Source organism: Spirosoma sp. KNUC1025 (assembly GCF_045160025.1).
Lineage (GTDB): Bacteria > Bacteroidota > Bacteroidia > Cytophagales > Spirosomataceae > Spirosoma.
Window position 1 is genome coordinate 1,871,668 of record NZ_CP087139.1, and the last position, 17,385, is coordinate 1,889,052.

Genomic DNA, 17,385 nt, shown 5'->3' on the forward strand with positions numbered 1-17,385 from the left:
TTGTCAGGAACTGCGCAAACTATTCTTTACCAAGCTTTTGAGGTCGATAGCGCTGCCGAACCGCGTGGAGGAACAGCTTTTTTTACGACTTTTATTCAGGCCAATCTCTGCAAACCTATAACAGCCGAAGCACAGGGAATTGGTGGGCTTGTTATCGTTACAGGTGTTGTAGAAACAGACGGCCACGTATCGAATGTTCGTATCATTAAAAGTCTGCGTCCAGATTGTGATCGTGAAGCCGTTCGGGTATTCAGCCTGTACAACGCCTGGAAACCCGCTTTGAAAGACGGAAAGACAGTCCGGCAAACGGTGAATATGCCTATCTCTTTTAAGCCAAATTCACCTTTCACATATAAAGATGCTGTTAGGATTAGTTATTTCGATGCGGCCAATAAACCCATTGCCGATAGTAGCCAGGCTGTATATAAGCAACTGATACCTATAGATACTTCTGGTTTGCCGACCGGCGACGTTGTGTTGTACAAACTCAGTGGAACCGTATGGAAGAAAGATTTTCAACTGCCATTAGTTCGGAAAAAGGAGCGAACCCATTTTATGCCAAGCCAGCCGTTCCAATTGCTTGGTTATCTAAGCGCAAACGATTTGTGGGAAGGGATGTTATTTACCCTGGACAAAGAGGGTAAACGTATTAATCAGACGTATTATCATAATGGAAAACAATACGGTCCGAGTATAAGCTATCATCCGAATGGTGCCGTCGCACAGAAGACCGATGATTTTGAGGACAGAACGAACAGTACGTTCTGGTATCCAAACGGACAGATCAAACAAGTTTCGTCGGAAACAAAAGTGAATTATTCGACTCACGACAGTACTGGGACGTACATGAAATTAAACAGCCCTGTACGGGTGATGGGGTTCTGGACCAGCGATGGACGTCAACTTGTAAAAGATGGAAATGGGCAGTTTATTGATAAAGGAGAAACGGCATCACGAAGTGACACAACGAAACAGACGCGATTTACTGAGCAGGGCCAGTATAAGAACGGTTTTAAACAGGGTATCTGGACCATTCGTTACGCTGATAACTCGTATTATTATGAGGAGGAATACGACGACGGCTATTTCCAAAAAGGGAAATCTTATTTGGTAAGGAGTGATACGCTCCGGTATACCCAGTATGATCTGATGCCAGAATTTCAGGGTGGTGTAAAAGGATTACAGAAGTTTCTGAAAGATAATTTACACTATCCGGTAAATGCCCAGCGAGCACGGATTCAGGGCATGGTATTCGTTAGTTTTTTCGTCCATGCTGATGGGTCACTTTCTGATTATGAGATAGTCAGGTCCGTAAATCCGGATCTGGATCAGGAAGCGATTCGGGTTGTAAAACGGATGAGCGGCCGATGGGTTTCTCGATTACCAGGCCGACAAAATGCGCACGTAAAGTTTAATCTGCCAATCAATTTCAGGCTACAGTGAGTTTGTTCAATTCACTAAGAGGCATGGTAGGTTGGAGGAATCAAGTTCTTTTTTGGGTACGTGGAGTCGGTTTTGAGAAACCGACTCCACCACGGAGCCTACCCGAAGCTCTTCCATATCATAAACGTATGGTTAGAAGGAAATGCCCTAAAATTCACTTTTTTAGTAACTTAGGGGCAGTTCCTTATAACCACACGTTTATGAAACCCTACCTTTTTCTGACTTTTCTGTTTTGGTCCTCTCTGGCAACGGGTCAAACTCCTTTCCAGCCCTTTGAAGTGGATAGCGCTGCTGAACCGCGTGGCGGCATGGTCTTTCTGAATACGTTTATTCAGGCTTGTCTGCGTAAGCCTGTACCCGCTCAGGCCGCTGGGGTTGGTGGTCGTGTTATACTGGAAGGCGTCGTTGAACCAAATGGCCAGATTACTGATGTAAAAGTCATGCAACGGTTCCGGCCGGACTGTGACCGCGAAGCTATACGAGTTTTTAAATTGTTTAATGCCTGGAAGCCCGCTTTGAAAAATGGACAGGCGGTTCGGCAACGAGTGATGATTCCTGTCATATTTCAGGCAAACCCGCCCTTTACGTATCTGAACGGAGCCCGAATTACGTATTTCGGCGCTGATAATAAGGTTACCTCAGACAGTACGCAGGCTAAGTACAAACAACTGGCTCCTATCGACACGAACGGCGTATCTGCGGGTGACGTAGTGGTTTACGAAGCCAAAAGCAAAGGCTGGAAAGAGTATTACAGGATGCCGCTGGTTCATCGAAAAAACAGCAAGCCTACTACTAACCAGAAGATAACCTATACGGTTGGTAATCAGAATTTCAAACAGGATTGGGAAGGTACGCTGTATTTGCTTGATGAAGCCGGGACCATTATCAACCAGTCGTTTTATCAGGATGGAAAGCCGACGGGTTCTGAACTGAGCTATCATGCGAACGGATGTATCGCTCAGAAAAAAGACGAATCGACAGATCGAACAGCCTACATGAATTGGTACGCCAATGGCCAGATTAAACAAATAAAAGCCGTTAGCAAGACAAGCCCGCTAGTAAAAGTAGAGCCTGAACTAGTGACGGCATTCTGGGACAGCACGGGCCATCAGCAGATCGTCAACGGAAACGGGCGAGCTATTTACCATACGCAGGTTCAATCAGACAGTGACACTACGAAGCATACACTTCTGGTAGAGCAAGGCCAATATCAGGATGGGCTCAAACAAGGTGTCTGGACGGGGCGCAATCAGGATGGTTCTTATTTTTATGAAGAGGCTTACGACAAAGGTATTTGTCAATCGGGAAAAGCACAGTCAGCAAGTGCCGATACCGTCCGGTACACTACCGTTATGCAACATCCTGAATTTAAGGGTGGTATGCAGGGGTTGGGGCAATTCCTGAGTCAGAATTTGAAATACCCGGCTGAGGCACAGAAAGCTGGTGCACAAGGTAGAGTATTTATCAGTTTTGTGGTTTGTACAGATGGTACGTTGTGCGATTATGAAGTCCTGAAAGGGGTTCAGTCTGACCTGGACCGGGAAGCTGTTCGGGTTGTCCAACAGATGAGTGGTAAATGGAGACCCGGTGTTCAGCGTGGTCAGAAAGTGCGGGTGAAATATAACCTGCCGATTAATTTTACGCTGAACTGATTTCAAACCGAACGCATACGGGTTGAAACCCGTGCATACGTTTGTACCTTTGCCGGATAATCCCTGTGTACATGTCGCTTAAGCAAGTCCCCCTTCATCATATTCATCAGCAGTTAGGCGCGAAAATAGTGCCGTTTGCGGGCTTCGAGATGCCCGTTCGCTATTCCTCCGATCTCGACGAACACAACACGGTACGTAACGGCGTTGGTATTTTCGATGTCTCGCACATGGGCGAGTTTGTCCTTAAAGGCGATGGCGCCCTGAGCCTGATTCAGCGTGTATCGTCCAACGACGCCAGTATTCTGTATGATGGCAAAGTGCAGTACAGCTACCTGCCAAACGGACGGGGAGGAATTGTTGACGATCTGCTTGTTTATCGGATTAGCGATCAGGAATACATGCTTGTGGTGAATGCGTCGAACATCGAAAAAGACTGGAACTGGATCAGCCAGTACGCGTCAGACTACGACGTTACGATGGTTAATATCTCCGACGATACGTGTCTGTTTGCCGTTCAGGGCCCATTGGCTGCGAAAGCGTTACAGCCTCTTACGAACGCTGATCTGGATTCGATGGAATACTACACGTTCGAAAAAACCGACTTTGCCGGATGCGCGAACGTAATTGTATCAGCTACAGGCTATACAGGTGCGGGAGGCTTTGAAATCTACGTATCAAATGACCAGGCTGAGCGTGTTTGGGCGGCCATTATTGAGGCAGGTGCACCCTATGGTATCAAGCCAATCGGTCTCGGTGCCCGCGATACGTTACGGCTGGAAATGGGGTATAATCTGTATGGCAACGACATCACGGATGAAACGTCCCCCATCGAAGCGGGCTTAGGCTGGGTCACCAAATTTACGCACGACTTTATCGATGCCGACGTACTGAAGGACCAGAAAACCCAGGGTGTTCCCCGCAAGCTGGTGGGCTTTGAGTTGCTGGACCGGGGTGTTCCGCGCGGCCATTATGAACTTACCGACGTCGATGGTCATCAGATTGGCGAGGTTACGTCTGGCACACAATCGCCTACTTTAGGAAAAGGCGTTGGGCTTGGTTACGTACAAACGGCCTTCAGCAAACCCGGCTCCGAAATCTTTGTCAAAGTCCGCGACCGGCTGCTGAAAGCTCAGGTTGTTAAACTCCCTTTCGTGAAAAAATAATCCAAACCGCACGGGCGGCCCGCGGGATTTATGTGATTTTTCTGACTGACTATGATTAATAAAGCTTTCTGTGAAAGCAAATAATCAAGGTAATCCGAAAACATAAATCCCGCGGGGCCGCTCGTGCGGTTCAGAACTCTCTATGAAACAAATTGACGTTTGCTTTACGCCTGATTTACTGCATCTGCATACGGTTGAAAATACAATTGTGGTGGTTGCAGATGTATTTCGGGCTACTTCGTGCATGGTAACAGCCTTTGCCTATGGTGTCAACAGCATTATTCCCGTGGCTACAATTGAGGAATGCCAGAAGTTACAGGAGCGTGGCTTCCTGGCTGCTGCCGAACGAAACGCGCGAAAGGTAGAAGGATTTGAACTGGACAACTCGCCGTTTACCTACATGGATGAACGCATTCGGGGTGAGAACGTAGCAATGACTACGACCAACGGTACGCTGGCGATTACAAAGTCGAGGTCGGCGGTGAAAGTGCTAGTCGGCTCGTTCCTGAATCTGGATGCCATTGTGCGGTACCTGAAAACAGAACCGTATGACGTAATGGTGCTTTGTGCGGGCTGGAAAGGGCGGGTCAATCTGGAAGATACCCTGTTTGCGGGTGCTTTGGTTGATCGGCTGAAAGACAGTTACGCGATGGCTGAAGACAGTGCCATTATGGCCTGGCGTCTCTATGCACAGGGGAAAGACAATCTGGTTGCTTATATGGCCAACGCGTCGCACATCCGGCGGCTTCAGCGGCTGGGCATCCAGAAAGATATTACGTACTGCCTCCAGCACGATCTCTACGATGTGGTGCCTGTGCTGCGCGGCAATGCGCTTGTAAACATGGAAGTTTAGCGGCTATGTTTCGTGTGGCCGCAATTAATCAACAGGGAAAAGCTCAAAACATAGCTTTTCGGGATCATCACTATCAATTTGATAAAAACCATTTTTGGTGAGCACACCAATAGAGGCTACATTATCAAAAACGGTGTGCGCGATAATACGTTGCACACCGTTTTGTTTCCAGGCATGATTAACAAGCACACCAACCATCTCGGTAGCTATCCCCTGCCGTTGCCACTCCGATGAAACCGAGTAGCCAATTTCAACCGTACCGGCAATGGGTGGTCCAAAATAGCCACAACTGCTTACCAGCGTAGCGGGGGTATCAGCAGTAGGATAAGCAATAACGTACCAGCCATACCAACCTATTGCTTCTTCGCCACCGGCAAGAAGTTGATTCAGGAAAAACTGCATGGCATCCTGATCGTACTCGCCGGGTGGCCAATCTGAAGGAATCGCTACGTTTAGAAGCTTACCTAGCTGATGGGGACTAACGAGTTCAGCTTGCAGCAAAGCGGGAGAGCTTGCAATAAAAAGTAAACGTTGAGAATATAAATAGGCTGAAATCATGCTACAAATTACCTTTTTGCACGGTTTCGCAAGTTAAAACCTGAAATGCTTTTCAACATCAAATGGCAGCCCTTTATGAGCTGCCATTTGATGTTGAAACTGTATAACTACTTGTATACTAATCAGGCAATAGCTTGTTCGGCTTCGAGATAGTTCAATACGTCCTTCATGGTGGTTAGTTTGGCATGGTCTTCGTCGGGGATACGAATGCCGAAGGTTTGTTCGAGTTGCATAATCAAATCAACAGTATCAAGGCTGTCGAGGCCCAGGTCACGCGAGAAGTGGGTCTGTTCAGTAATGGCTGATTCGGGTATACCAAATTGCTTCAGGATCTCAATAACGCGCTCTTTCATACTGTTTTGTTTGTTTAGTTCAACCTGCCATACATTTATAAAAGTCCTTTGGGGTAGTTTAGTATATACGTTGCAGAAATTTTAACATTCTTTAAATCCTGCTACAACGATTCACCCAGCAGCCGCTTCAGCTCCAACTGATTCAGCAACAGCTGATACTGGAAATTTAAACGGCCTAATTCAGCTTCTTCTACGCCCGTTTCGGCACTTTGTAATTCCACATTGGTAATGACCCCATTTCGCAGGCGGGCGTTGGCAATGTCGAGCGCTTTCCGTGCCTGCAGCACCTGCGTGTCCAGATTGGCCAGTCGGGTCTGGTTGCTACGTATATCGGCATTGAGCTGGGCAATGCTCTGACGCAATTGGGCATTGGCGTTCTCAACCGCATACCGACTGGCATTCAGATTTAGCTGGGCAGCCTGATTTTGCAGCTTGTAACGTCTGCCCGAATAAATGGGAGCTACAATGTTGACACCAGCGACCATGTTGGCCCGCAATTTCTCAACGTCCAGCGGATAGCCATTTTTGTAGCCCGCTGAGCCGCTAAAGCCAATGCTGGGCTGACCGGCACGCTGGTTGACTAGAATCTCTGTTTCGGCCGCTTTTACCCGGTCTTGTGCCAGCTGAATATCTTTGTTTCCTGTGGCCGCCGATTGAAATTGACCATCCACATCGAACAGTTGAACCGGCATCGATTGGGAACCTAGCTGAAATTGTTGAGCAGCCTGACTAATTGGTGGTTGTGTACTTCCAGTCAGATAGGTCAATGCAGCCAGTTGACGATCTAACTGATTCTGTAGCTCGATTTTCCGGTTAATCGCGACCTTCACCCGGACTTCCTGCGACAGCACATCGTATTGTAGTGCATCCCCATTTTGGAGTCGGGTAGCCAGCAGTTTGACATTGGCGCCGGCCGTTTTAATGACTGAATCCTGTACGGCAATGGCCTGCTGGATAAAGCCAACCCCGTAGTAAGCCGCTGCTACCTGATACCCGAGCGTTTGTTGGGTCAGTTCGTAGGTGCGCCGTAAAATCTGTACGTTATCGGCAGCCTGCCGAACGGCAGCATCGGTCCGACCGAAATCATAAATGGTTTGACCAACCGATACGTTCGCATTGAGGCTGTTGTTCGGGGCCAGTTTCAGAACCGCATCCTGACCATTTATCGGAAACGTAACGCTCGGAACCGGAGTAATGTAGGCGTACGAGCCATTCACCGCTACGTTGGGCCGCATGGCCGTTCGGGCAATATCGACCCGAACTTCGCCCGCCTGAAGTTGCTGCTGTTGTTGTTTCAGAACGGGGTAATTTGTGTTTGCCTGCTGAATTAAAGTCCGTAACTCGTCGGGTAGTTGCGCGGGTTGATTCTGTGCCTGCGCCAGCCCCGTTACAGATGAAGCAATTAATATAATCGTGTTAAGATTCATGGTTGGAGAAGTTTACCGTGACCCGGATTAGTGTGCGGCATCGGCAACGGCCTTGGCGGCAGCCGCGTCCATCTTTTTACTTTTTAATAGGAATAACAGCGGGAAAGAGAGCACAAAAAACAGCCCTGCCAGTCTGAACGTATCCAGATACGAAATCATCAATGCCTGCTTTGTAATGATCAGATCCAGATTTCTATAAGCGCCCGATACGGCATCCAGCGCATTGACACCTTTGGCTACCAATCCCTGCGTCATCGCGTTTAGCCGTTCGGTCAGTGCCGGACTGCCGGGTTGCAGGTTCGTTACTAAATCGCCCCGATGAACGGCGGTACGCTGCGTTACGTAAGTATTGGTAATGGCCACACCGAAAGCGCCCCCGATCTGCCGCATCATGTTTACAATGGCAATGCCTGTTGGCAGTTGGCGAGGTTCCAGCGTCGAAACTGATTGGTTAATGAGTGGTACGTTTACGAATGCCAACCCGATACCCCGAATGATAAGCGCCTGAATAAAATCACCATTCGATGCATCCATGTTATAGGTAGACATCAGGAAGCAGAAGCTCGAAAAAGCAACGTACCCCAGCGCTACGATCAATCTGGGTGACACGCCTTTGGCCAGCATTCGACCCGTTATGGCAAACATGGGCAACGTAACCAATCCGCCGGGAATCAGAAGTTTACCCGTCTGCGTAGCGGTCAGGCCAACGATTCGTTGGGCAAACAAAGGATACAGTAAGACCGACGTAAAGAGCCCATACCCAACCACAACAACCAGGATTGAGCCGATCAGCAGGTTTCGATTTTTCAGGACCCGCAAGTCAACCACAGGTTCTTTGGTGCCTCGCAGTTCCCACCACACAAAAGCCGGAAGGGTAAAAGCAGCTATTGCCGTGAGCCAGCGAATTGCATTGTCGTCGAACCAGTCGTCGGCTTCGCCCCGTTCCAGTACGTATTGCAGCGCGCCAATGCCAAGAGCCAGAAAGAGAATGCCCAACTGATCGATATGGATCGCTTTTCGATTGATATCGACCTCGTCTTCTTTCTTTTCGATGAAGGTTACGCTGAGTATCACCGCAATAATGCCAATGGGTACATTGATGTAAAACATCCAGCTCCAGTGATAATTATCGATGATATAGCCACCCAACGTGGGGCCAAGCGTCGGGCCGAGCACAATACCCATACCAAACAGCGCCGAAGCAACGGCCCGTTGTGATGGCGGAAAAGCATCGTACATCAACCCCTGCGACGTAGAGAGCAACGCTCCCCGCCGACGCCCTGCAGGAACCGGAAAAAGACCAGTGTCCATAAATCGCTGGCGAATCCGCAGCCGTAGGAAGCCAGTGTAAATAAAATGATGGAGCCGATGTAGTAGTTTTTGCGGCCAAAATACCGTTGCAAAAAGCTCGTCATCGGGATAACAATGACGTTTGCAATGGCATACGACGTAACGACCCAGGCCACATCTTCGATTGTTGCGCCGAGATTACCGGCAATGTCATTCAGCCCGACATTGACGATTGACGTATCAATCAGTTCCATAATGGCGGCTGATACCGCTGTGATAACAACGATCCAGCGGCCAAATCCGCTTTGTTGTGCCATGATAAGAGGGAAAAGGGAGGAAGGAGAAGGTAGGAAAGATGTTTAAGCAGTTGGGACTTCCTTGCTGCTTTCTCCCTTCTCCTTTCCTCCATTTAATTTGCTACCCGAACGTCAGCGTCAACACTTAGACCTGCGCGCAGTTGATTTTTATAATTTTCGGGATGAAGAATCTCAATCTTCACCGGCACACGCTGGGTGATTTTCACGAAGTTACCCGATGCATTGTCGGCAGGAAGTAGCGCAAAACGAGCACCCGTAGCCTCCGAAAGCGATGCTACGCGGCCTTTAATTTCCAGATCCGGGTAAGCATCCAGTTTTATTTCGACAGGCTGACCGACCTGCATTTTCTCCAGTTGGGTTTCCTTGAAGTTGGCCACTACCCAGAATGTTGAATCCGCAACAATCGTAAATAATGTTTGACCCGGTTGTACGTATTGACCCGGCACAACATTTTTACGGCCAATTTTACCCGCAATAGGAGCGGTAATGTGCGCGTAGCCTACTTTTAGTTTGGCATTGTCGATGGCGGCCTGCTTCACTTTGATCAGGGCCTCGATTTTTTGAATATTGGCTCTGGCTTTAGCAATGCCCGCCTGAGCAACGCTCTCCGACGTTTTTGCCAGATTGATTTGTTCAACGTTAGCCGTGTATTGGCGGCTTTGTACTTCTACATTATTCTGGGAGTCTTCCAGTTGTTTGCGAGTCAGCGATTGCTCTTTGTAGAGATTCTGATCGCGCTGCAAATCCTGTTGCGCTTTATCCCGGCGAGCTGCCTGCACCTGTGCGTTCGACTGAGCCACACGCGCATTCTGGACTACGTTACGGGCGTTCGCTTCTGCATTCTGGAGATCGGCGCGGGCGGTGGCCAGGTCGGCCAGCGACTGCTGGTAATCGGCTTCGGCCTGCGCCAGTGCTACGTCGTATTCCTGAGGGTCGATGGTTATGAGTGGCTGGCCTTGTTTAACATTGGCATAATCCTCTACGTTAACGGACGTTACGTAGCCGGCTACGCGAGCCAGTACCGGCGCTGCATTGCCTTCAATTTGTGCGTTGTCGGTCGACTCATATAGTTGAGCGTGGTGATAAGCCTGGTAACCAAAATAGCCTCCTACCAGAATAACCAGGCCAATAATAATGCGAGGAAGATAGGTACGGATGGTACTTGTTTCTTCAGTAATTGCTACGTCTGAGGTTGTTGTCGTTGCCATTGTGAATTCAGATCAATCAGGAGCCGATGCTGGTGATGAACGTTATAGGTTGTAAATCAACTATATGGCCCTGTTATTTGTGTATTGTGCGACAAAAGTAAACCAGGTTGACTATAAAGTCAAGCAAGTTGACTATATTTGTACAATATTTTACTGGTAATTGTTTTGGAGTTTCTTATTTTGCCTTTATGATAGTGGAAACAGATAAAAATTCCTTTGATTTTGACCAATTCCGGCTGATTAGGGAGCGGTCGGTAGGGCGGCTATTCTGGCGGCTTAAGCGGTTCACTAGTAATTTTATTGAACCGCGCCTGCACGCCCTTGGGTACACCGATTTTAAGATGAGTTACCTGATGTTCTTATCAAATATTGACGAACACGGTACAACTAATAATGAACTGGCAAAAAAAGCCTGCGTAACCAAGCAGATGATGAGTAAAATTGTCGGGCTACTGGAGGACGAAGGCTACATTTATACAAAGAAGAATCCGAACGATTCGCGTTCCAGCATCATTTTTCTGAATGCTCGGGGCAAGGAATTATTCGTCAAGCTGGAAGGATGCATGCAGGAAGCACGTAGCAAGTTTGATGAGATTGTGGGGCACGAACGCATGGAGCAGGTCATTGATACAATGTCGAAACTGGTGACCGAACTGGAGAAAGGCGAACAATAATCAGGTCGATAAAGTATGATATAAGAGGCAGGCCATTGCGGATAAAAAGCTACAGTCAGCTGCTGAATTATAAGTTATACATCGTTTATGTTCGCGTCCATAAATCCTTATAGCCAGAAAAAACTGAAAACCTATCGGCCCGATAGTCAGTCAGTGATTGAACGTAAGCTTAAACAAGCCGACCGGGCTTTTGCCGACTGGTCGGCTTTGTCGATTTCTGAACGTATCGGTTATCTCCGTAATGTGAGTCAGTATCTGACAGACAACAAGCAACGCTACGGTGAACTGATGACAGCCGAGATGGGTAAAACCCTGAAAGAAGCTGTGGCTGAAGTGGAAAAATGTGCGGCTACCTGTACTTACTATGCCGACCATGCCGAATCCTTTCTGGCCGATCAACCCATCGATACGGAAGCAAAATCCAGTTTTATTACGTATCAGCCGTTAGGGCCGGTGCTGGCCATCATGCCCTGGAATTTTCCGTTCTGGCAGGTCATGCGGTTTGCTATTCCGAGTTTGATAGCGGGCAATGTTGGCCTGCTCAAACACGCGTCGAATGTATTTGGCTGCGCTTTGGCTATCGAAGAAATATTTCGGGAAAGCGGTTTGCCGGAAGGGGCTTTTCAGAGCTTGCTGGTCGATTCGTCGGCCGTGGAAGGAATTCTGAAAGACAAACGGGTCAAAGCCGTTACGCTCACAGGCAGCGGTCACGCGGGAGCATCTGTCGCGTCGATAGCCGGTAGTCAGATCAAAAAGTCAGTGCTAGAATTAGGGGGTTCTGATGCACTAATAATACTAGCCGATGCCGACCTTGATAAAGCTGCTCAGGTGGCCGTAAAATCCCGGATGCAAAATGCGGGTCAAAGCTGTATCGCTGCCAAACGGTTTATTATCGAAAAATCAGTCAAAAAGGAATTTACCGACCGTGTACTCCATCATATCGGACAGATAAAACAGGGCGATCCGATGGACGACGCTACCACAATGGGACCAATGGCCAGGCTCAATCTGGCTGACGATATTGAGCGTCAATACCGCGAATCCATGGCAAAAGGGGCTAAACTTCTTTCGGGCGGCCTTCGATCGGGCTGCAACGTAGCGCCTATTTTGTTAGATAAAGTGAAGCCGGGTATGGCCGCTTTCGATGAAGAAACCTTTGGTCCGCTCGCCGTTCTGATTGAGGCCAAAGACGAAGCGGATGCCATTCGACTTGCCAATCAGTCAGAGTTTGGTCTGGGATCGGCGCTGTGGACGCGGGATTTAGAAAAAGCTGACCGGTTAGCTCGCCAGATTCAGGCCGGTTCGGTATTTGTGAACGGGTTGATGCGCTCTGACCCGCACGTACCGTTTGGTGGTATCAAAACCTCTGGCTTCGGGCGGGAACTGTCGGAAGTCGGTATCAAGGAGTTTGTGAACGTAAAGACGGTCTGGGTCGAGAAGACGTAGTGTCTTTATACGTTTTCAGTTTTTTTTCTTTCCGGGAGTTTAAATATCCTTTGACAACGGTGAATGTGGTCACCGCCAGGAAGAAGATGATAATGTATTGAACATAGTCGACAATGCCTGGAAACCGGTCGCCGAAATAAAAACCACTGCCAACCAGCGTAATGACCCAAATCGCTCCTCCAACAATATTGTACAGCATAAAATACTGAAACGGCATGTGAATAAGCCCGGCCAGCAGTGGAGAAAACGTGCGAACAACGGGCAGAAACCGGGCCACAATCAGGGCGCTGTTGCCATACCGCATAAACGCATCGCGGGTATTGTCAATGTACTTCTGCTTGAAAAACAGGGAGTCCGGTCGGTTTTTGATTTTAGCACCAAAGTAATAACCCGTTATATAACTGGTTAGCGCTCCCAGTACGGCAGCCGCAAAAATACACATCAGCAAGAGCCAGAGCGAAACACTAAGCAATTTTGTGCCGGCAAAAACGCCCGACAAAAACAACAGATAATCGCCTGGCAGAAAGAAGCCAAAGAAAAAGCCGTTTTCTACAAAGACGATGAGGGTAATCAAGACCAACCCGCCTGTCCGGATAATATCCTCAGAGTCAAGTAAGTGTCTGAAAAATTCAACGATCTGATCCATGTGTAATGATTGAATAGCTGAATGATTGAATGATTGAATACCCTGCACTCTCGTTTATCCAATCGTTCAATTAGTCAATCATTCAAAATTAAATATATTCCGCCAGTTCAAGCCAACGGTCTGATTTTTCGGCGATATGTTGGTCAATCTGCTCAATTTCTCTTGCCCAGGCAATTAATTCTTCATGGTGACCACCGGCATTCAGCAGTTTGACCACATCAGCTTTACGTTGTTCCAGCGACTCGATTTCTTTTTCGAGCGTTTCGTACTCCCGAATTTCCTTGAACGACAGTTTTTTCTTCGAACCGTTGCTCGCTGCCGAAGAAACTACGGGAGCCGGACTTTGGTTCTTTGGAGCCGCTGCCGCTGGTTTATCATTTTGTGAAGCCGTTTTCGGCTGCGCGTCGCGCCATTCCCGATAATCGGTATAATTGCCCGGAAAATCCCGAACCTTGCCCTGACCTTCCATCACAAAAACGTGTTCAACGAGCCGATCCATGAAGTAGCGGTCGTGCGTCACGATCAGCACACAGCCTGAGAAATTGAGCAAAAAGTCTTCCAGTACGTTCAGCGTCGTAATGTCGAGGTCGTTGGTTGGCTCATCCAGAATCAGGAAGTTCGGATTCTGAACCAACACCAGCAGCAGTTGCAGCCGTCTTTTTTCGCCCCCGCTCAATTTCGAGACGAAATCGTACTGTTTCTGCCGATTGAACAGAAAACGGCTCAGGAGTTGGGTTGCCGTTACGGTATCGCCATTGGCCAATTTCATCACTTCCGCTACGTCCTGCACTACGTCGATTACGCGCTGATTTTCGGGTAGATCAAGCTCCGTCTGTGTATAGTAACCAAATTTTACCGTACCGCCGGTGGTGATCTTTCCTGAATCAGGCCGGAGCTGCCCCGTGAGCATGTTCATGAGCGTTGTTTTGCCCATCCCATTCTTTCCAATCAATCCAACACGATCTGGCCGTTTGAAGGTATAGGTAAAATGATCAAGCAATACTTTGTCGCCAAAACGTTTGCTCAGATTCTCGACTTCCAGAATTTTGCTACCCAGTCGAGCCATACGCAGATTCAGGTCCAACTCGCCGTCGTTACGTTTGCCGCTCGTTTTTTCTTTTAGTTCGTCAAACGCATCAATCCGATACTGGGCTTTGGTGCCCCGCGCTTTCGGTTGCCGACGCATCCATTCCAGCTCTCTTCGAAATGTGTTGCGGTCTTTAGCCAGTTCAGAAGCGGCCGCCATTTCGCGTTCGTCCTTCTTTTCCAGAAAATAAGCATAATTGCCTTTGTACGTATACAACTGCCCATTATCCAGTTCGGCGATCTGGTTGCATACCCGATCCAGAAAATATCGGTCGTGCGATACCATCAACAACGTACCGTTATTGGTATTCAGATGATTTTCAAGGTATTCGATTGCTTCCAGATCAAGGTGGTTGGTCGGCTCGTCCAGAATCAGCAGATCGGGATTTTGAATGAGCACTCGCGCCAGAGCTACCCGTTTGCGTTGCCCACCAGATAATGAACGAACGGGCTGCGTTACGTCCTGAATCCCTAATTCGCCCAGTATTTGCCGGATCTGGGATTCATAATCCCAGGCTTCCAGCTTTTCCATATCGACCATAGCGCGTTCGAGAGCAGCATGATCGTCTGTTACAAGGGCATGTTCATAAGCACGTACGGCATCGAGTTGCGCACTTTCGCCTGCCAGCACAACTTCCATTACGGTCAGCGTATCATTCAGATCAGGTTGCTGGTCAAGATAACCGACCGTAATGTCTTTACGCTGACTGACAATCCCTGAGTCGGGTGGCATGGCTCCCGCCAGAATAGATAATAATGTGGTTTTACCGGAGCCGTTGGCCCCCACGATAGCGACTTTATCGCCCCGATTTAGGCCAAACGTCAGGTTTTGAAATAATGTACGGTCGCCGTATGACTTGGTTAAATTTTCGGCTGAGAGATAATTCATAGACTTATAAAAAAACCTGTGAGGTACAGAAACCTGGAGGTTTAAGAATACAAAGGTACAACAAAGGAAAACGTTCGTAGATTTACAACTGCATGTGAAATTTGATAAATAACTGACTTATAAGTAATAGTTATGGAATCGATGCAAAGCACCAAACTCAATGATATGCAGCTGTTTATGATTAAACTGTTTGATCGGCAGCTAACAGATGAACAGCAGATAGAAATAAAAAAAATACTGTCGGACTACTTTGCTCGACTTGTTGATGAGGAAATTGATCAACTATGGGAGGAACGGGCTATGACACAGAAAGATCTGGATGACGCCCTTAAAACGAACCGCCGTACACCGTATAGTTAATGATCGTTATTATTGATACAAATTGTCTGCTGGTGTCTTTGCCACGGCGGGCAGAAACACGTTGGTTATTTGATGCATTGCTGACCAGTACTTTTCAACTCGGTATACCAAATGAAATACTGGAAGAGTATGAAGAAATAATTGGCAACTTCTTTACACCGGAAGTAGGGGCAAATGTTGTTAAAGCGTTGATTGATCGCCCTAATGCTATTCATGTAACTCCTTACTATAAATGGCAACTGATTAAATCAGATACTGACGATAACAAGTTTGTTGATTGTGCTTTAGCCTGCGGTGCAGATTATATCATTACTGAAGATCACCATTTTAATGAATTGGATAAAGTGCCTTTCCCCAAAATAGTGCACGTTGGACTAGCTGAATTTAAAAGAATCCTTAGGGTGCAGGTTCAATGAATGTACCGCTAAAACAATTAACTAATCACTTTCTCTTTGTAATGTTTTTTTCTAAAAAAGTATTGGCGATAGCGTTGAGCGGGCTGATAAGCATTCAGGTTTATGCCCAGACAACTACCGACTTCAAATCTTATACCCAAGTGATTCCGGGCAGCAATCAGACGTACGCGATGGTTGCCATTCCAGGTGGTAAATTTATGATGGGTAGCCCGGCTACCGAAAAAGGGCACAAACCCGACGAAGGACCGCAACACAACGTAACGATTGAGCCTTTTTATATGGGCCAGTACGAAATTACGTGGGACCTCTACGATCTGTTTGCTTTCACAAACATGGAGAAGGAGATGGCTACCAAGTACACCGAATCCGATGCAAATCTGTCGAAAACGGATGCCACCACCCGGCCAAGTCCGCCTTATGTCGATATGTCGTTTGGCATGGGGCGGGCGGGTCACCCAGCTATTAATATGACGCAATATGCCGCCATTAAATTCTGTGCATGGCTCTACGCAAAAACGGGCATTTTTTATCGGTTACCGACCGAAGCGGAATGGGAATACGCCTGCCGCGCCAATACAACGACTCCATATTCGTTTGGAGCCGATGTAAAAAAATTAGGCGACTATGCCGTGTTTACGGGAAACAGTGATGGAGGCTACAAGAAAGTAGGTAGCAAAAAACCAAACCCATTCGGCTTATACGATATGCATGGCAACGTAATGGAGTGGACTAAGGATCAATACGTTGAGGACTATTACAAACAGGTTGCCAGCGGAAAAGTTAAAGAACCTTACGCTCCAACAACGACGCTCTATCCAAATTCGGTTCGGGGCGGTTCGTGGGACGATGGCCCTGAGGTACTTCGTTCGGCAGCGCGGACGCCGTCGGCACCGGCCTGGAAAGTACTTGACCCACAAAGTCCTAAGTCCGACTGGTGGCTTACGTCGGCTTCGTTCGTCGGCTTCCGAATTGTTCGGCCTGCCAAAACACCAGGTGCCGACGAAATTAAAGCGTATTACGACATCAAACCGATTAAAGATTATTAATGGCCAAAGAGTGAAAGAGCGAAAATTGATGTAGTCGTTCATTCACTCTTTCGCTCATTCGTTCTTTCACTCTTTGAAAACCATCCTTCTTCTCGGCGCAAACCTCGGCGACCGTATTTCGACACTGCAAAAAGCCGTTGACCGGCTCGCCGAACGTGTTGGCACAGTGATACGTTGTTCGGCCTACTACGAAACGGCTCCCTGGGGCGTAACGGATCAACCGACTTATCTAAATCAGGTAGTCGCGATTGGTACCAATTTGGAACCTGAAAAGCTATTGCTCCAAACGCAGGGTATCGAGCAGGAATTAGGCCGTGTGCGGCTCGAAAAGTGGGGCGCGCGGCTTATCGATATCGACATTCTGTATTACGACCATCAGATCATAGCAACCGATACGCTCACCATTCCGCATCCGTATCTGCATCTCCGGCGCTTTACGCTGGTACCGCTGGCCGAGATTGCCCCCGATTTTGTGCATCCAGTCTTACAGAAAACGACTCTTGAACTGCTCAGTGAATGCGAAGATAAAAGTGATGTTTTCATTTTTAATTTCTAATC

Annotated in this window: 16 protein-coding genes and 1 pseudogene; 10 read left to right on the forward strand and 7 right to left on the reverse strand. The window is 47.9% G+C overall.

Going from position 1 to position 17,385, the window contains the following annotated elements:
• The 4 genes from LN737_RS08155 to LN737_RS08170 all read left to right on the forward strand — a co-directional run bounded on the left by LN737_RS08155 (position 1) and on the right by LN737_RS08170 (position 5,111).
• Positions 1-1,443: a TonB family protein gene (locus tag LN737_RS08155; protein WP_405517819.1), complete on the forward strand. Its 1,443-nt coding sequence runs from the start codon at positions 1-3 to the stop codon at positions 1,441-1,443.
• A 200-nt stretch (positions 1,444-1,643) separates the two neighbouring features.
• The gene (locus tag LN737_RS08160; RefSeq protein WP_405517820.1) at positions 1,644-3,095 is read left to right on the forward strand and encodes a TonB family protein; all 1,452 of its coding nucleotides are present in this window, start codon (positions 1,644-1,646) and stop codon (positions 3,093-3,095) included.
• Between the two features lie 71 nt (positions 3,096-3,166).
• Positions 3,167-4,258, forward strand: coding sequence for a glycine cleavage system aminomethyltransferase GcvT (gene gcvT, locus LN737_RS08165; RefSeq protein ID WP_405517822.1), 1,092 nt, complete (start codon positions 3,167-3,169; stop codon positions 4,256-4,258).
• Positions 4,259-4,400: 142 nt separating this feature from the next.
• Entirely contained in the window at positions 4,401-5,111 is a 711-nt protein-coding gene (locus tag LN737_RS08170) for a 2-phosphosulfolactate phosphatase (protein WP_405517824.1), read from the forward strand.
• A 24-nt stretch (positions 5,112-5,135) separates the two neighbouring features.
• Here LN737_RS08170 and LN737_RS08175 read toward each other — a convergent pair whose 3' ends face one another.
• The 5 genes and pseudogenes from LN737_RS08175 to LN737_RS08195 all read right to left on the reverse strand — a co-directional run bounded on the left by LN737_RS08175 (position 5,136) and on the right by LN737_RS08195 (position 10,264).
• Positions 5,136-5,612 carry a GNAT family N-acetyltransferase gene (locus LN737_RS08175; protein WP_405517825.1) on the reverse strand — a complete coding sequence of 159 codons (477 nt, stop codon included), beginning with the start codon at positions 5,610-5,612 and terminating at the stop codon, positions 5,136-5,138.
• Positions 5,613-5,791: 179 nt separating this feature from the next.
• A complete protein-coding gene (gene acpP / locus LN737_RS08180) occupies positions 5,792-6,022 on the reverse strand; it encodes an acyl carrier protein (RefSeq protein ID WP_405517827.1) in 231 nt (76 codons plus the stop codon).
• A 101-nt stretch (positions 6,023-6,123) separates the two neighbouring features.
• Positions 6,124-7,449: a TolC family protein gene (locus tag LN737_RS08185; RefSeq protein WP_405517829.1), complete on the reverse strand. Its 1,326-nt coding sequence runs from the start codon at positions 7,447-7,449 to the stop codon at positions 6,124-6,126.
• 27 nt (positions 7,450-7,476) lie between these two features.
• Positions 7,477-9,056 (reverse strand): annotated as a pseudogene (locus LN737_RS08190) (DHA2 family efflux MFS transporter permease subunit).
• Positions 9,057-9,148: 92 nt separating this feature from the next.
• On the reverse strand, positions 9,149-10,264 hold the full coding sequence (locus LN737_RS08195; protein ID WP_405517831.1) for an HlyD family secretion protein: 1,116 nt from the start codon (positions 10,262-10,264) through the stop codon (positions 9,149-9,151).
• A gap of 188 nt (positions 10,265-10,452) precedes the next feature.
• Between LN737_RS08195 and LN737_RS08200 the strand changes: the two genes are divergently transcribed.
• Together LN737_RS08200 and LN737_RS08205 are read left to right on the forward strand one after the other, a co-directional pair.
• Positions 10,453-10,938 carry a MarR family winged helix-turn-helix transcriptional regulator gene (locus LN737_RS08200; protein ID WP_405517832.1) on the forward strand — a complete coding sequence of 162 codons (486 nt, stop codon included), beginning with the start codon at positions 10,453-10,455 and terminating at the stop codon, positions 10,936-10,938.
• 87 nt (positions 10,939-11,025) lie between these two features.
• Positions 11,026-12,384 (forward strand): NAD-dependent succinate-semialdehyde dehydrogenase, encoded by a 1,359-nt coding sequence (locus LN737_RS08205; protein ID WP_405517834.1) that lies wholly within the window; start codon positions 11,026-11,028, stop codon positions 12,382-12,384.
• Here LN737_RS08205 and LN737_RS08210 read toward each other — a convergent pair.
• Together LN737_RS08210 and LN737_RS08215 are read right to left on the reverse strand one after the other, a co-directional pair.
• Complete coding sequence (locus tag LN737_RS08210) at positions 12,338-13,030, reverse strand: DedA family protein (protein ID WP_405517836.1); 693 nt, start codon at positions 13,028-13,030, stop codon at positions 12,338-12,340. The genes LN737_RS08205 and LN737_RS08210 overlap by 47 nt on opposite strands.
• Positions 13,031-13,118: 88 nt before the next feature.
• The gene (locus LN737_RS08215; RefSeq protein WP_405517838.1) at positions 13,119-15,005 is read right to left on the reverse strand and encodes an ABC-F family ATP-binding cassette domain-containing protein; all 1,887 of its coding nucleotides are present in this window, start codon (positions 15,003-15,005) and stop codon (positions 13,119-13,121) included.
• Positions 15,006-15,137: 132 nt separating this feature from the next.
• Here LN737_RS08215 and LN737_RS08220 point away from each other — a divergent pair, with 132 nt between their 5' ends.
• From LN737_RS08220 to folK, 4 genes are all read left to right on the forward strand, one after another.
• The gene (locus tag LN737_RS08220; protein ID WP_405517840.1) at positions 15,138-15,365 is read left to right on the forward strand and encodes a hypothetical protein; all 228 of its coding nucleotides are present in this window, start codon (positions 15,138-15,140) and stop codon (positions 15,363-15,365) included.
• On the forward strand, positions 15,365-15,781 hold the full coding sequence (locus tag LN737_RS08225; protein ID WP_405517842.1) for a putative toxin-antitoxin system toxin component, PIN family: 417 nt from the start codon (positions 15,365-15,367) through the stop codon (positions 15,779-15,781). Before LN737_RS08220 ends, LN737_RS08225 begins: the two co-directional genes overlap by 1 nt.
• 41 nt (positions 15,782-15,822) lie before the next feature.
• Entirely contained in the window at positions 15,823-16,827 is a 1,005-nt protein-coding gene (locus LN737_RS08230) for a formylglycine-generating enzyme family protein (protein WP_405517844.1), read from the forward strand.
• A 73-nt stretch (positions 16,828-16,900) separates the two neighbouring features.
• A complete protein-coding gene (gene folK / locus LN737_RS08235) occupies positions 16,901-17,383 on the forward strand; it encodes a 2-amino-4-hydroxy-6-hydroxymethyldihydropteridine diphosphokinase (RefSeq protein WP_405517846.1) in 483 nt (160 codons plus the stop codon).
• Positions 17,384-17,385 lie beyond the last annotated feature (2 nt).

What these genes read in the sequence shown, in the direction of transcription:
- LN737_RS08200 (WP_405517832.1), top strand. Translation starts at nt 10,453, where the DNA reads ATGATAGTGGAAACAGATAAAAATTCCTTTGATTTTGACCAATTCCGG.
- LN737_RS08195 (WP_405517831.1), bottom strand. Translation starts at nt 10,264, where the DNA reads ATGGCAACGACAACAACCTCAGACGTAGCAATTACTGAAGAAACAAGT.
- LN737_RS08225 (WP_405517842.1), top strand. Translation starts at nt 15,365, where the DNA reads ATGATCGTTATTATTGATACAAATTGTCTGCTGGTGTCTTTGCCACGG.
- LN737_RS08210 (WP_405517836.1), bottom strand. Translation starts at nt 13,030, where the DNA reads ATGGATCAGATCGTTGAATTTTTCAGACACTTACTTGACTCTGAGGAT.
- acpP (WP_405517827.1), bottom strand. Translation starts at nt 6,022, where the DNA reads ATGAAAGAGCGCGTTATTGAGATCCTGAAGCAATTTGGTATACCCGAA.
- LN737_RS08205 (WP_405517834.1), top strand. Translation starts at nt 11,026, where the DNA reads ATGTTCGCGTCCATAAATCCTTATAGCCAGAAAAAACTGAAAACCTAT.
- LN737_RS08215 (WP_405517838.1), bottom strand. Translation starts at nt 15,005, where the DNA reads ATGAATTATCTCTCAGCCGAAAATTTAACCAAGTCATACGGCGACCGT.
- gcvT (WP_405517822.1), top strand. Translation starts at nt 3,167, where the DNA reads ATGTCGCTTAAGCAAGTCCCCCTTCATCATATTCATCAGCAGTTAGGC.
- LN737_RS08170 (WP_405517824.1), top strand. Translation starts at nt 4,401, where the DNA reads ATGAAACAAATTGACGTTTGCTTTACGCCTGATTTACTGCATCTGCAT.
- LN737_RS08160 (WP_405517820.1), top strand. Translation starts at nt 1,644, where the DNA reads ATGAAACCCTACCTTTTTCTGACTTTTCTGTTTTGGTCCTCTCTGGCA.
- LN737_RS08185 (WP_405517829.1), bottom strand. Translation starts at nt 7,449, where the DNA reads ATGAATCTTAACACGATTATATTAATTGCTTCATCTGTAACGGGGCTG.
- LN737_RS08230 (WP_405517844.1), top strand. Translation starts at nt 15,823, where the DNA reads ATGTTTTTTTCTAAAAAAGTATTGGCGATAGCGTTGAGCGGGCTGATA.
- LN737_RS08220 (WP_405517840.1), top strand. Translation starts at nt 15,138, where the DNA reads ATGGAATCGATGCAAAGCACCAAACTCAATGATATGCAGCTGTTTATG.